This is a genomic window from Streptococcus sp. CCUG 71758 (assembly GCF_011714815.1).
In the GTDB taxonomy this organism is placed as follows: Bacteria; Bacillota; Bacilli; order Lactobacillales; family Streptococcaceae; genus Streptococcus; species Streptococcus halitosis.
The window spans coordinates 523,274-536,246 of the sequence record NZ_RXXO01000001.1 but is presented as its reverse complement, the minus strand read 5'-3'; the positions used below and the strand labels follow the sequence as shown (position 1 = coordinate 536,246).

Annotated in this window: 14 protein-coding genes; 13 read left to right on the top strand and 1 reads right to left on the bottom strand. The window is 41.0% G+C overall.

Annotated elements, in window-relative coordinates; genetic code table 11:
• The first annotated feature begins 3 nt into the window (after positions 1–3).
• From EKB01_RS02670 to EKB01_RS02620, 11 genes are all read left to right on the top strand, one after another.
• A complete protein-coding gene (locus EKB01_RS02670) occupies positions 4–501 on the top strand; it encodes a hypothetical protein (RefSeq protein ID WP_033585221.1) in 498 nt (165 codons plus the stop codon).
• A 48-nt stretch (positions 502–549) separates the two neighbouring features.
• On the top strand, positions 550–1,344 hold the full coding sequence (locus tag EKB01_RS02665) for a DUF4261 domain-containing protein (protein WP_109290014.1): 795 nt from the start codon (positions 550–552) through the stop codon (positions 1,342–1,344).
• A 43-nt stretch (positions 1,345–1,387) separates the two neighbouring features.
• Positions 1,388–1,855 (top strand): hypothetical protein, encoded by a 468-nt coding sequence (locus tag EKB01_RS02660; protein WP_109290015.1) that lies wholly within the window; start codon positions 1,388–1,390, stop codon positions 1,853–1,855.
• Positions 1,848–2,864: a hypothetical protein gene (locus tag EKB01_RS02655; protein ID WP_033585225.1), complete on the top strand. Its 1,017-nt coding sequence runs from the start codon at positions 1,848–1,850 to the stop codon at positions 2,862–2,864. Before EKB01_RS02660 ends, EKB01_RS02655 begins: the two co-directional genes overlap by 8 nt.
• Before the next feature lie 592 nt (positions 2,865–3,456).
• Positions 3,457–4,917 (top strand): aminotransferase class I/II-fold pyridoxal phosphate-dependent enzyme, encoded by a 1,461-nt coding sequence (locus EKB01_RS02650; RefSeq protein ID WP_109290017.1) that lies wholly within the window; start codon positions 3,457–3,459, stop codon positions 4,915–4,917.
• Positions 4,918–5,778 carry a polyamine aminopropyltransferase gene (gene speE, locus EKB01_RS02645; RefSeq protein WP_000366710.1) on the top strand — a complete coding sequence of 287 codons (861 nt, stop codon included), beginning with the start codon at positions 4,918–4,920 and terminating at the stop codon, positions 5,776–5,778.
• The gene (locus tag EKB01_RS02640) at positions 5,775–7,034 is read left to right on the top strand and encodes a saccharopine dehydrogenase family protein (RefSeq protein ID WP_084939693.1); all 1,260 of its coding nucleotides are present in this window, start codon (positions 5,775–5,777) and stop codon (positions 7,032–7,034) included. Before speE ends, EKB01_RS02640 begins: the two co-directional genes overlap by 4 nt.
• Complete coding sequence (gene nspC, locus EKB01_RS02635; protein ID WP_167265599.1) at positions 7,034–8,161, top strand: carboxynorspermidine decarboxylase; 1,128 nt, start codon at positions 7,034–7,036, stop codon at positions 8,159–8,161. Before EKB01_RS02640 ends, nspC begins: the two co-directional genes overlap by 1 nt.
• Complete coding sequence (aguA, locus tag EKB01_RS02630) at positions 8,158–9,243, top strand: agmatine deiminase (protein WP_109290020.1); 1,086 nt, start codon at positions 8,158–8,160, stop codon at positions 9,241–9,243. Before nspC ends, aguA begins: the two co-directional genes overlap by 4 nt.
• Before the next feature lie 9 nt (positions 9,244–9,252).
• Positions 9,253–10,128: an N-carbamoylputrescine amidase gene (gene aguB, locus EKB01_RS02625; protein ID WP_109290021.1), complete on the top strand. Its 876-nt coding sequence runs from the start codon at positions 9,253–9,255 to the stop codon at positions 10,126–10,128.
• A 144-nt stretch (positions 10,129–10,272) separates the two neighbouring features.
• Positions 10,273–11,010, top strand: a complete 738-nt coding sequence (locus EKB01_RS02620) for a TraX family protein (protein WP_167265597.1) — start codon at positions 10,273–10,275, stop codon at positions 11,008–11,010.
• A gap of 46 nt (positions 11,011–11,056) precedes the next feature.
• Here the strand turns inward: EKB01_RS02620 and EKB01_RS02615 are convergent, their stop codons facing one another.
• Positions 11,057–11,866 (bottom strand): Cof-type HAD-IIB family hydrolase, encoded by an 810-nt coding sequence (locus EKB01_RS02615; protein ID WP_109290023.1) that lies wholly within the window; start codon positions 11,864–11,866, stop codon positions 11,057–11,059.
• A gap of 146 nt (positions 11,867–12,012) precedes the next feature.
• On the opposite strand from EKB01_RS02615, the gene EKB01_RS02610 reads away from it, so the two are divergent.
• Positions 12,013–12,474, top strand: a complete 462-nt coding sequence (locus tag EKB01_RS02610) for a MarR family transcriptional regulator (protein ID WP_000049665.1) — start codon at positions 12,013–12,015, stop codon at positions 12,472–12,474.
• Entirely contained in the window at positions 12,467–12,895 is a 429-nt protein-coding gene (locus tag EKB01_RS02605; protein ID WP_001138493.1) for an EVE domain-containing protein, read from the top strand. The genes EKB01_RS02610 and EKB01_RS02605 overlap by 8 nt, the downstream gene beginning before the upstream one ends.
• The last annotated feature ends 78 nt before the right edge of the window (positions 12,896–12,973 follow it).

Genomic DNA, 12,973 nt, shown 5'->3' with positions numbered 1-12,973 from the left:
ATCATGAGAGTGAACTATAAAAATACCCCTGAAAACTATCGAGCTATGGCGGAAATAATCATCCCACCCTTGCTTGATTTACTCAAAAGTTTAACCTTGTTAGAAGAGGAGATTTTTGAGCGTAACAGAGCACTGGATAAGGAAAAAGAAGGCCTTGGCATCCCAGCAAATCAAATTCATCCCAAGTGGAATGAACTTATGGATGACTATTTTCAGAGGCAAATGCAACTTCTAACTGGACGAGTGACTCAAAATTACTTGGAAGGAGGAGTTCGAATTTCTTATAGCTCCCCAAGTGAGTATAACTATGTTAAAAGGAATGATTTTTCTGTAGATTTCATCATGACAAAGGCTGAAGAAGCAAGAGTCATCACCCATTATCAAGAAGCTTTAGAAATGAAGCATCAGTTTGTACTTAGATTGGTGGATGGAAATTGGCTACTTGATGAGAAATTTTACGGTTTTGAGGATGAGGAAACTTGGTATGGCGACTTACTTTGAGTAAGAGAGCTTTGCTTTCCAACTGATATGAGAAAAAGGAGAAGTCCTGTGAATTTTTTAAAAAATCTATTTACAAGTAAGAAAGAAAAGTCAGAGAAGAAAAAACAACTGAACTTGTCCATGCCTCTCTTCAAAGGCAAGCAGGCCTATTCTTTAGACCAGGTCGTTCAGGAATTGAAATCTCACTGGGCGCTTGAAATTTCTGAAGTTTCTGGGGATGATTCTAGTGCAACATTTGTGATTGATGGTGCTCTCGTTGCGCTGGCTTTAATGGATTTGCCTATCCCAAGTCAAGAATTTGAAGAATTGTATGCCTATTCTTACCTCTGGCAGGATGTTGAGAAGGATACACAGGAGCACACACAACACGCCATTGTTTCTATTTTGTCTGACAATCTTTCGCCAGTAGAAACTTATTCCCTATTAACTAAAGTCAATGCCTCTATCCTAAAAACTAGTCAATCAGCTATTGGTATTTATCAAGGTTCTGCTACATTGCTTTTGCCTAAAGATCTTTATCTAGACCTGGCAGACCTTTTGAAAGAAGAAATGCTTCCCCTTCAACTCTGGATCTATATGGGGATTATCAATCAGAAAGATAAGACCAGCATTTACACTTATGGTTTGAAAGAGTTTGGAAAAACTGAGATTGAAATTATCGAGTCTCCTATGAATAGCGATGACTTATATTATTTCCTCCTGTCTATTCTTCAGTATGTTTTAGGCAGTGATGTCACCTTAAAGGATGGTGAAACCATTGGCTTTTCAGAAGGTCAAAAAATCAAAATCACTGAGTCAAAAGCTGTCTATTTGGAAGGCAATTCCTTGAAATTAGATATTTAAACCATGATTTATAAATAATTATCCTTCCTAGATTGGAGGTTTTATGAAGCATGATATAAAAAAGTATTATCTCTACCGATTTCTGGCCTTTAGATTTGAAAAACTCTCTTGTAAGAATCCAAGTCTCAAGGAAATAAAACCAGAGAAGAGAGAAAAAATCGTTCTAGAGGCTACTCGAACTAGTCAAAAGATTATTCTAGTCCTTGGAATTCTTTATGTTTTGCTAAATTCTGCTTTGTTCATTTACCTTAGGGCTAATGATATTCAAAATCCCTTATTGGCTTGGTTTACTGACTACATCGACTATTTAGGGTCACTGATAAACGGAGAATGGGGCGGTAGTTGGCGTCAGAAGAAAGCTAGTTTTTTGATGATTGCTCTAGTGGCTTTACCCATTGTGCTGATAGAAGGCGGCCCCTTCTTCTTGCTGGTTTTATTGATTGGGAATTGGGTACTAAAGAGAAAGATAAGATTTGTGAGAGAACATAAAGGAGTAGAGAGCCATGGCTAGAACGGCGATAATAGGTACTTTAATAGTTTTTGCAATCTTTAATCTGCTACTTGGTCTGGGCTTTTATCTCTTTCTAAAAAAGAGGAAAGAGAATGGGCAGTCATTGTACGAAACGCCTGTAAACCAACAGACTCGAACTGAAAAGCTGGGTCTAGGTGAGATTTTGGTCTACCTGTCCCTGATTGCTATTGCAGGAGTCTTTGCTTTTCAGACCTTAAATAGAGGTGGTGTGGGGAATTCTATTTTAGCCAAAATGATCCTCCTACCTGCTCTAATGGCTCTTTTCAATGCAAGAAAAAGGACTGGAAAGTCTTTACTTGCCCTCCTTATAACTTTGATGGTCTTTCTGGTAGGAGTCATGTTTAATCTCACGATTGGTTTGCCACCTCAAGCACCAATTTTGCAAATTAATGAAAGTAAAATCATTTTAGCAGAAACTAAAGCCAGTGAGCTGATGGATGCTGGTTTTGACATCTATGTAAGACAGGGCGATGGTGGTAGCGACTACGAAGAGCTCCTGACAGATGGCAGTTTCCAAAAGTATCCTGGAGATAAAACAGTTACCATCGAAAAAGGCTTCAGGCTTGATAGCAATGCTGTTCCTTATGCTCCCTATCTCCTAGCAAAAGATGGCATAGTACTGGGCAGTATTTCCTTTTACGGTGCTGAGGACCATGATGTGGCTATAGAAGATTCTAAGGTTATTCAGGTTCGATTTAACAAGGACAGTATTGAGGCAGCGAAAAAACATTCTATTACTTTCAAATTAAATGAACTTGACTTGACTACTAGACTAGATGTTCCGCTTGTTCAAGAAATTTTCAAGAAGCATCTATGGTCAATTCCACCATCAAATACAAATGATGTCACTCAACTATGGTATGGATTAAAGTGGTCCAGCAACAGTGATTCGCTATTTTGGAATGAGTACTATGGTCTCATCCGCCTAGATGAAAATTATATGATGACTGATTTTGAACTAGCTGTTCAAGTAGCACGAGATAAGTAGATAAGATTTTGAATAACTGACTATACTTATGATTCAACAAAGGAACTAATCAATTTAGTTCCTGTTTTTGTTTTTTGATTTCAATTTTAAACGGTTTCTTTTTATTGTTGAGTAATATTTCACGAACAAAAAAAGAAATTGTTTAAAAAAGTTTCACAAAATCCTTTACAAGCTCTTATAAACATGGTATAGTTATAAGGCTTAGAAAATGAGATGATGTTTTCTAGCAAATATAAACCCGAGTAAAAAATGCCTACGGACAGGCAGGGTTGAATGCCGAAGCGTGGTTGAAAGGCCACATTATTGATAGGGTTAAAAGCCTACTTTTATAAGTTGATGTTAGGACGTTTGTCCTAATTCATAAATTTTTAGTGTGGTGAAAGCACACGTCATCTTGTGAAACGATCAATAAAGTACGTAATATTTGCTACTAGAGAGTTAGGAAACATCAGGAACAGACATACTCAACAGAAACCAAAATACACACGTCAGAAGATTGCAGAGCAGGTGAAGACCTGCTCTTTTTTCATAAGTCAACCTTTAGTCGCCTCTATCTTCTTGAGGTGCTAAAAATACGGTGAAGGAGTATGTCTTGAAGAAGTTAGATCAAAACCAAGCCCCAATTTACGAGGCCTTGGTCAAACTACGCAAGAAAAGGATTGTTCCCTTTGATGTGCCGGGTCACAAGCGTGGACGGGGAAATCCAGAATTGGTCGAACTGTTAGGGGAAAAATGTGTTGGTATTGATGTTAATTCGATGAAACCATTGGATAATCTTGGTCACCCCATTTCGATTATTCGGGATGCGGAGGAATTAGCTGCGGATGCTTTTGGTGCAGCCCATGTCTTTCTCATGATTGGCGGTACAACCTCATCAGTTCAAACCATGATTCTTTCCACCTGTAAGGCTGGAGATAAGATTATTCTGCCACGAAATGTCCACAAATCTGCTATCAATGCGTTGGTTCTATGTGGAGCCATTCCCATCTATATCGAGATGAGTGTGGATCCTAAAATCGGCATCGCTTTAGGTCTTGAAAATGACCGGGCTGCCCAGGCCATTAAGGAACATCCAGACGCTAAAGCTATCCTAATCAATAATCCTACTTACTATGGGATTTGTTCGGATCTGAGAGGATTAACAGAGATGGCTCACGAAGCTGGCATGCTGGTTTTAGTGGATGAAGCCCATGGAGCGCATTTGCATTTTACAGATAAATTGCCATTATCTGCTATGGACGCTGGAGCGGATATGGCGGCGGTTTCTATGCATAAGTCTGGTGGGAGTTTGACCCAGAGCTCCATCCTTCTTATCGGGGAGCAGATGAATCCTGAGTACGTTCGTCAGATTATCAACCTGACCCAGTCTACATCTGCCTCTTACTTGTTGATGGCTAGTCTGGATATTTCGCGTCGGAACTTAGCTCTTCGAGGCAAAGAATCCTTTGAGAAAGTCATTGAGCTATCCGAGTACGCTCGTCGTGAAATCAATGCTATCGGTGGCTACTATGCCTACTCAAAAGAGTTGATAGATGGTGCATCGGTCTGTGATTTTGACGTGACCAAGCTGTCAGTTTATACTCAGGGAATTGGGCTAACAGGTATCGAGGTTTATGACCTCTTGCGAGATGAATACGACATTCAGATCGAATTTGGTGATATTGGTAATATCTTGGCATACATTTCAATTGGTGACCGCATCCAAGATATCGAACGTTTGGTCGGTGCTTTGGCTGATATCAAGAGACTCTACTCAAGAGATGGAAAGGACTTGATAGCTGGAGAATATATCCAACCAGAGTTGGTCCTTTCTCCTCAAGAAGCCTTTTATTCAGAGAGAAAAAGTTTGACCTTAGACGAATCAGTCGGACAAGTCTGTGGAGAATTTGTCATGTGTTATCCTCCAGGGATCCCGATTCTAGCACCAGGTGAACGTATTACACGAGAAATTGTGGATTATATCCTATTTGCCAAAGAACGTGGTTGCTCCCTCCAAGGGACGGAAGATCCAGAGGTCAATCACATCAACGTTATTGATAGAAAGGAGAACTAGATGGATTTATGGTTTTCTGAAGTTCATACTCCAGATGTGAAATTGTCCTTGAGAACAGCCAAGCAACTTTACGCTGGAAAAAGTGAATGGCAGGATATAGAGGTATTAGATACACCAGCTTTTGGGAAAATATTAATCTTAAATGGCCATGTCTTGTTTTCAGATGCAGATGATTTTGTTTACAATGAAATGACCGTCCACGTACCCATGGCTGTCCATCCAAATCCAAAGAAAGTATTGGTTATTGGGGGTGGTGACGGCGGTGTTGCCCAAGTATTAACACTCTATCCTGAACTGGAACAAATCGATATTGTGGAACCGGATGAGATGTTGGTTGAAGTCTGTCGTGAGTATTTCCCAGACTTTGCTGCAGGGCTAGATGATCCTCGTGTTACCATTTACTACCAAAATGGTCTTCGCTTTTTGCGAAACTGTGAAGATGACTACGATATTATCATCAACGATGCGACAGATCCATTTGGACATACGGAAGGGCTCTTTACCAAGGAATTTTACGGCAATAGTTATCGCGCTCTTAAAGAAGATGGTATCATGATTTACCAGCATGGTAGTCCTTTTTTTGACGAAGATGAGTCAGCTTGCCGAAGCATGCACCGTAAGGTCAATCAAGCCTTTCCAATCAGCCGAGTCTATCAGGCCCATATCCCAACCAGTCCAGCTGGCTATTGGCTATTTGGATTTGCATCGAAAAAATACCACCCTATCAAAGATTTTGACAAGGAAGGCTGGAAAAAACGCCAGCTTTTCACAGAATACTACACTGCAAACTTACATGTGGGGGCCTTTATGTTGCCCAAGTATGTTGAGGACATTTTAGAAGAAGAGGAAGGAAAAAAATGAGTCGTTTATTAGTTATTGGATGTGGGGGCGTTGCCCAAGTTGCTATTTCAAAGATTTGCCAAGATAGCGAAACTTTTACAGAAATTATGATTGCTAGCCGTACAAAGTCAAAATGTGATGACTTGAAGGCTAGATTAGAAGGTAAAACAAGTACAAAGATTGAAACAGCTGCTCTTGATGCTGATAAGGTTGAAGAAGTGATTGCTTTGATTGAAAGTTACAAGCCAGAAGCTGTTTTGAACGTAGCACTCCCATATCAAGACTTGACCATCATGGATGCTTGTTTGGCAACTGGAGTCCACTATATCGATACTGCCAACTACGAGGCTGAGGATACAGAAGATCCTGAGTGGCGTGCCATCTACGAAAAACGTTGCAAGGAACTTGGTTTTACAGCCTACTTTGACTACTCATGGCAGTGGGCTTATCAGGAAAAATTCAAAGAAGCAGGCTTGACCGCTCTGCTTGGATCTGGCTTTGACCCAGGTGTAACCAGCGTCTTTTCAGCATATGCCCTCAAACACTATTTTGATGAAATCCACTATATCGATATTCTAGACTGTAATGGTGGTGACCACGGTTATCCATTTGCAACAAACTTTAACCCAGAAATCAATCTCCGCGAGGTTTCTGCTCCAGGTTCTTACTGGGAAGATGGAAAATGGGTCGAAGTCGAAGCTATGTCTATCAAGCGTGAGTATGACTTCCCTCAAGTTGGACAGAAAGACATGTATCTCCTTCACCATGAAGAAATCGAATCACTTGCCAAAAACATTCCAGGTGTTAAACGCATTCGTTTCTTTATGACTTTTGGCCAATCTTATCTAACGCATATGAAATGCTTGGAAAACGTTGGTCTTCTTCGTACGGATGCTATTAACTTTAATGGACAAGACATTGTACCGATTCAATTCTTAAAAGCCTTGCTTCCTGATCCAGCCAGCCTTGGCCCACGTACAGTTGGAAAAACCAATATCGGCTGTATCTTTACAGGTGTCAAAGATGGCGTTGAAAAGACTATCTATATCTACAATGTTTGCGACCATCAGAAATGTTACGCAGAAGTTGGTTCACAGGCAATTTCTTACACTACTGGAGTTCCAGCTATGATTGGGACAAAATTAGTTATGAACGGAACTTGGAAACAACCTGGAGTTTACAACCTTGAAGAATTGGATCCAGATCCATTCATGGAAGCTTTGAATGAGTACGGCTTGCCTTGGGTTGTGGTAGAAAACCCGCAAATGGTGGACTAATGAAGTTAGAACAAGTACCAACACCTTCTTATATCATTAACTTAGGAAAATTAGAAGAGAATTGTCGCATTCTACAAGAAGTCCAAGAAAAAGCCGGTTGTAAGGTGTTGCTAGCTCAGAAAGCTTATTCCCTCTATAAAACCTATCCCTTGATTAGTCAGTATCTGTCAGGTACGACGGCTAGTGGACTCTATGAAGCGAAGCTTGCTAGAGAAGAATTCCCGGGAGAAGTCCATGTCTTTGCGCCAGCTTTCAAGGAATCAGATATGGAAGAGCTACTGCAAATATCTGACCATATCGTTTTTAACTCCGAGAGACAATTGCGTAAACATGGTGCTCGTTGTCGAGCGGCTGGTATCAGTGTCGGTTTGCGTATCAATCCTCAATGTTCAACGCAGGGTAACCACGCGCTCTATGACCCTTGTGCACCTGGATCCCGTTTTGGAGTTACTCTTGACAAGATACCGAGCGATTTGCTGGACTTGGTGGATGGCTTTCACTTTCATACCCTTTGCGAGCAAGGGGCAGATGATTTAGAGACAACCTTGAAAGCGGTAGAAGAGCAGTTTGGAACCTATTTACATCATGTTAAATGGCTCAATATGGGTGGAGGACACCACATAACGAGAGAAGACTACAATGTGGATTTGCTGATTTCTGAGATTAAAAGAATTCGAGAAACTTACAATCTTGAAGTCTACATCGAGCCGGGTGAAGCTATTGCGCTCAATGCGGGTTATCTAGCAACTGAAGTATTGGATATTGTAGAAAATGATATAGAGATCTTGGTTTTAGATGCCTCCGCGACCTGCCATATGCCAGATGTACTTGAAATGCCCTATCGTCCACCTTTGAGGAATGGCTTTGAGGCACAGGAAAAAGCCCATACCTATAGACTTTCTTCCAATACTTGTCTGACAGGCGATGTGATTGGTGATTATAGCTTTGAAAATCCAGTTCAAATCGGAGACAGACTTTATTTTGAAGATATGGCTATTTACTCATTTGTCAAAAACAATACCTTTAATGGTATTGGATTGCCAAGTCTCTATCTTATGGACGAGCAAGGTGACTGCAGCTTAGTCAAATCCTTTGGCTATCAAGATTTTAAAGGGAGATTATCATGATGGACAGTCCCAAAAAATTAGGCTATCGCATGCCAGCAGAATACGAGCCCCATCATGGCACCCTCATGATATGGCCAACTCGACCAGGTTCATGGCCCTTTCAAGGAAAGGCTGCCAAAAGAGCATTTAGCCAAATTATAAAAAACATAGCAGAAGGGGAAAGAGTCTATCTCTTGGTGGATCAGGCCCATCTATCTGAAACCCAATCTTATCTTGGAGACAAGGTTGTTTATTTAGATATTCCGACAAATGATGCATGGGCGCGTGATACGGGTCCGACCATTCTCGTCAATGATAAAAGAGAAAAGTTGGCAGTAGACTGGTCTTTCAATGCCTGGGGTGGTGCAGTCGATGGCCTCTACCAAGATTATGAAGATGATGACCAAGTAGCCAGTCGCTTTGCTGAGGCGTTGGAAATGCCTGTTTACGATGCTAAACCTTTTGTACTGGAAGGCGGAGCCATACACAGCGACGGTCAAGGAACCATTCTTGTGACTGAAAGTTGCTTACTTAGTGCTGGTCGCAATCCTCATCTCAGTAAAGAGGAAATAGAGAGAAGATTATTGAACTATCTTGGCGCTGAAAAAGTTATCTGGCTGCCTTATGGTATTTATCAGGACGAAACCAATGAACACGTTGACAATGTTGCCACTTTCGTTGGTCCTGCAGAACTTGTCTTGGCTTGGACAGATGATCAAAATGATCCTCAGTATGCCATGTCTGCAGCTGACCTTGAGCTTTTAAAAAAAGAAACAGATGCAAAAGGGCGTCCCTTCACCATTCATAAATTGCCAATCCCAGCGCTTCATCAAGTTGTAACCGAAGAGGATCTGCCAGGCTACATCTATGAAGAAGGTGAAGAGGAGCGATATGCAGGTGAACGTCTTGCGGCCTCCTATGTAAACTTTTATATTGCCAACAAGTCTGTCTTAGTGCCACAATTTCAGGATGTCAATGACCAAGTGGCCCTAGATATCCTCAGCAAGTGTTTCCCAGACCGTAAAGTTGTCGGAATTCCAGCCAGAGATATTCTATTAGGTGGTGGCAATATCCACTGTATCACCCAACAAATCCCAGAATAGGAGAAAAAGATGAGAAATGTTAGAGTTGCAGCAATCCAGATGCAATGTGCTAAGGATGTAGCAACAAATATCCAAACAGCGGAACGTCTAGTACGTCAAGCTACGGAACAAGGCGCACAAATCATCCTCTTACCCGAGTTGTTTGAACGCCCCTATTTCTGTCAGGAACGCCAGTATAACTACTACCAATATGCTCAGTCAGTGACAGAAAATACCGCCATTCAGCATTTTAAAGTGATTGCTAAGGAACTACAGGTTGTTCTACCGATTAGTTTCTATGAAAAAGATGGCAATGTCTTGTATAATTCTATCGCCGTCATTGATGCTGATGGAGAAGTGCTGGGTGTTTATCGGAAGACCCACATACCAGATGACCATTATTATCAAGAAAAGTTCTATTTCACGCCTGGTAACACTGGTTTCAAGGTCTGGGATACTCGCTACGCTAAGATTGGGATTGGCATCTGTTGGGATCAATGGTTCCCTGAAACAGCGCGCTGTCTTGCGTTGAATGGGGCAGAATTGCTCTTTTACCCAACCGCTATCGGTTCAGAGCCAATTTTGGATACAGACAGTTGTGGTCACTGGCAACGTACTATGCAAGGGCACGCAGCAGCTAATATTGTCCCAGTCATTGCAGCCAATCGTTATGGTGTGGAGGAAGTCACTCCTAGTGAGGAAAATGGCGGACAGAGTTCCAGTCTTGACTTCTACGGTTCCTCCTTTATGACGGATGAAACAGGAACTATTCTAGAGAAAGCTGAAAGACAAGGTGAAGCTGTTCTGTTAGCGACCTATGACCTTGACAAAGGAGCAAGTGAACGCCTCAACTGGGGACTGTTTCGAGATAGAAGACCAGAAATGTACCAACGAATTACGGACTAGAAGGTAACTTTCATAATAAATTTTTGATATTCATGCCTGTCTTACAAAAATGTAAGATAGGCTTTTTAAATGTAAGATAGGTGTACGATTATACGCGGAAATGTATGCTATACTCTATGTAGATCAAAAAGAAAGAGGTTTATTATGAAAAAATGGAATGCAACGCAGTTGAAGTATCTGATGGCGGCAGTAATGGTTCTAGACCATATTCCGCATATTACAGGAATCGTTTCTCCTTTGTGGGAAAGTATCTTTCACGCCTTGACCCGTTGTGTGGGAGTTTGGTTTGCCTATATGGCTATGGAAGGCTTCATCCATACTCGAAATTTGAAAAACTACCTCATCCGCCTCTGGTCTTGGGCGCTTATCATGTTTGCTGGAAATAGCCTTCTCAATACTCTGTTTGCCTCTAAGGGTGTAATGGTTACTAATAATATTTTCTTGACTTTGGCCATCGGTGTCACCATGCTTTGGATTGGTTTTCCCAGAAAAGAGTTGGATAAAAAGGAGAAGTTGTGGCGTCGTATTGGGCTTGCTGGGCTCTTGATTTTCGGGTGTCTTTTTACTGAGGGTGGCATCACCATGCTACAATTTCTCTTGATTAGTTACTCTTGTCGAAATCGCAAGGGCTTGCGAAATCTCCTATATGCCTTTCTGTGGGCCTTCTTGTTAGTGACTTCCATCCAAATCTACGACACATGGTACCAAACACTGGAAATGATGCTTTACAATTCTGACTGGCTCTTTATCACCGTATTTCCTTTTATGGCACTTTATAATGGACAGCGAGGAAAAGAAACCAGTTGGAGTAAATATTTCTTTTATATTTTCTACCCAGCTCATCTATGGATTATAACCTTGATTGCTTATTTGGTTAAATAGCAAAAAAAGCAAATAGCAGTAATTTCTGTCTATTTGCTTTTCTTTTTTATAAAATATACTTCTCAATCGCACGCGCAACGCCTTCTTCTTCATTGCTGGCTGTAACGTCATTAGCAAGGGATTTGACATGGTCGCTGGCATTTCCCATAGCAATGCCAAGTCCTGCAAACTGAAGCATTTCGATATCGTTATTAGCATCGCCTATGGCCATGATTTCTGAGGAATCAATCTTCAAAATCTGAGCTAGACGTGAAAGAGCAGTAGCCTTTGTCGTTCCAAGTGGCATAGCTTCATAAATGACAGGCTGCGAACGAACTCCGCTAAATCGTTGGCAGAGTTCCTCAGCAAATCGCTGCTCAAAATCGTCTGTTTGCTCTTTTGTTCCTAAAAACATGCCTTGGAACATGCGATACTTACCACTGGTAGCTTCCTCAAGGGAGATTTCAGTCAGGTCTGAAAAGACAAGCTTGGCATCATTTTGAACGATTTGATTAGGCTTACCACCGAGGACAAAATAGTGTTCCTCATCAAAAAGAGTCAACTGAACATCACTTTTTTCAGCTAGGTCATAGAGGTATTCGATGTCAGTTGGACTGAGTTCTTGCCAGTCAACTAGCCCCCAGTCACTGGTCTGGTGGGTTGAACAACCGTTATTGACGATGACGTACTCGTTCTGGAGGTCAAGTCCTAGTTTTTTATAGTAGGGGAGGACACCGAAAAGCGGGCGACCTGTACAGAGAACCAGTTTGACACCTTTTTCAATGGCTTGGTGAATGGCAGTAATGTGGGCTTGTGGAATTTCCTTGGCTTCGTTAAGGAGGGTTCCGTCCATATCCAAGGCTAGTAGTTTAATCATAAGACTTCCTTTTCTAGGTGTTTTGCTTTTATTATAGCATATAGACTATGAAATGTCTGACAGAATTGTAAAATTCAAGCTTCCTTTTCTTGAAAAACAAAATAAATTCTTATATAATATGTATACTTAATATTTAAGGAGAAAAAATGTCAAAGTATCACTTTAATTCAATTTACAAAAATGATGAAACAGAGTCTACAGGTCTTCTTTTCATCAAAGTCTACAACAAGTGGGAAAGCAATTTGAAAAGAGTCTTGAAATCGGTTGGACTCACTTTGCCCCAATTTATCGTTTTAACCTCGCTCTTGTTTTTGTCCAATAGAGAGGAATATGTAACGCAAGTTGATATTGCTCGGTTCACTGGAATGGATGTCATGACGGTTTCCCAGATTGTTAGGCTACTGGAGAAGAAAGACTACATTGGACGAGATCAACATCCAAAGGATAGTCGGGCAAAACTGGTCTCAGTGACGAATTCTGGCGCGGAGAAGGTCAATCAAGCTTTGCCTTTAGTAGAAGGTGTTGATGAAGAATTTTTTGAAAAACTATCTAACGATAGAGAAGTTTTTAATCGCTTTTTAGTAGAGTTGGAGGATAAAAATGCCTAGATATTGGGTCGGAGTTGTTTCAAAGAACCATGTTTTAAGAGGAGTTGAAGGGAATTTTTGTCAGGTCTGTCATGGAAAGGGCGGCCCCTTAAACCGTATGAAAAAAGGAGACTACCTTTTATACTATAGTCCGAAATACGATATGAATGGTCAAGATAAGTTACAGGCTTTTGTGGCCGTAGGTAAAATTATAGACGACAAGGCCTATCAAGTAGAGCAGTTTGAAGGATTCTTTCCCTTTAGACGAAATGTCGAGTATTATCAACCAGTCAAAGATTGTTCCATAGAAATAGCCAGACAACATCCTGAATGGAAAGACTATACTTCTCGCCTCCGCTATGGGCATTTTGAAGTTTCCAAAGACTTTTTCCTCTATATCTTTCAGCATATGAAAGTGGATGATGGAGGATTGATTTCCTAGTTAAATGATTGTCAACTAGAATTTTGGATTTGGACTGTGAAGCGAACTTTGCTATAATAGAGTAAGAAACTTTGATAA

Coding starts and splice junctions, on each gene's coding strand:
- EKB01_RS02670 (WP_033585221.1), top strand. CDS start 4: ATGAGAGTGAACTATAAAAATACCCCTGAAAACTATCGAGCTATGGCG.
- EKB01_RS02660 (WP_109290015.1), top strand. CDS start 1,388: ATGAAGCATGATATAAAAAAGTATTATCTCTACCGATTTCTGGCCTTT.
- EKB01_RS02655 (WP_033585225.1), top strand. CDS start 1,848: ATGGCTAGAACGGCGATAATAGGTACTTTAATAGTTTTTGCAATCTTT.
- speE (WP_000366710.1), top strand. CDS start 4,918: ATGGATTTATGGTTTTCTGAAGTTCATACTCCAGATGTGAAATTGTCC.
- EKB01_RS02640 (WP_084939693.1), top strand. CDS start 5,775: ATGAGTCGTTTATTAGTTATTGGATGTGGGGGCGTTGCCCAAGTTGCT.
- nspC (WP_167265599.1), top strand. CDS start 7,034: ATGAAGTTAGAACAAGTACCAACACCTTCTTATATCATTAACTTAGGA.
- aguA (WP_109290020.1), top strand. CDS start 8,158: ATGATGGACAGTCCCAAAAAATTAGGCTATCGCATGCCAGCAGAATAC.
- aguB (WP_109290021.1), top strand. CDS start 9,253: ATGAGAAATGTTAGAGTTGCAGCAATCCAGATGCAATGTGCTAAGGAT.
- EKB01_RS02620 (WP_167265597.1), top strand. CDS start 10,273: ATGAAAAAATGGAATGCAACGCAGTTGAAGTATCTGATGGCGGCAGTA.
- EKB01_RS02615 (WP_109290023.1), bottom strand. CDS start 11,866: ATGATTAAACTACTAGCCTTGGATATGGACGGAACCCTCCTTAACGAA.
- EKB01_RS02610 (WP_000049665.1), top strand. CDS start 12,013: ATGTCAAAGTATCACTTTAATTCAATTTACAAAAATGATGAAACAGAG.
- EKB01_RS02605 (WP_001138493.1), top strand. CDS start 12,467: ATGCCTAGATATTGGGTCGGAGTTGTTTCAAAGAACCATGTTTTAAGA.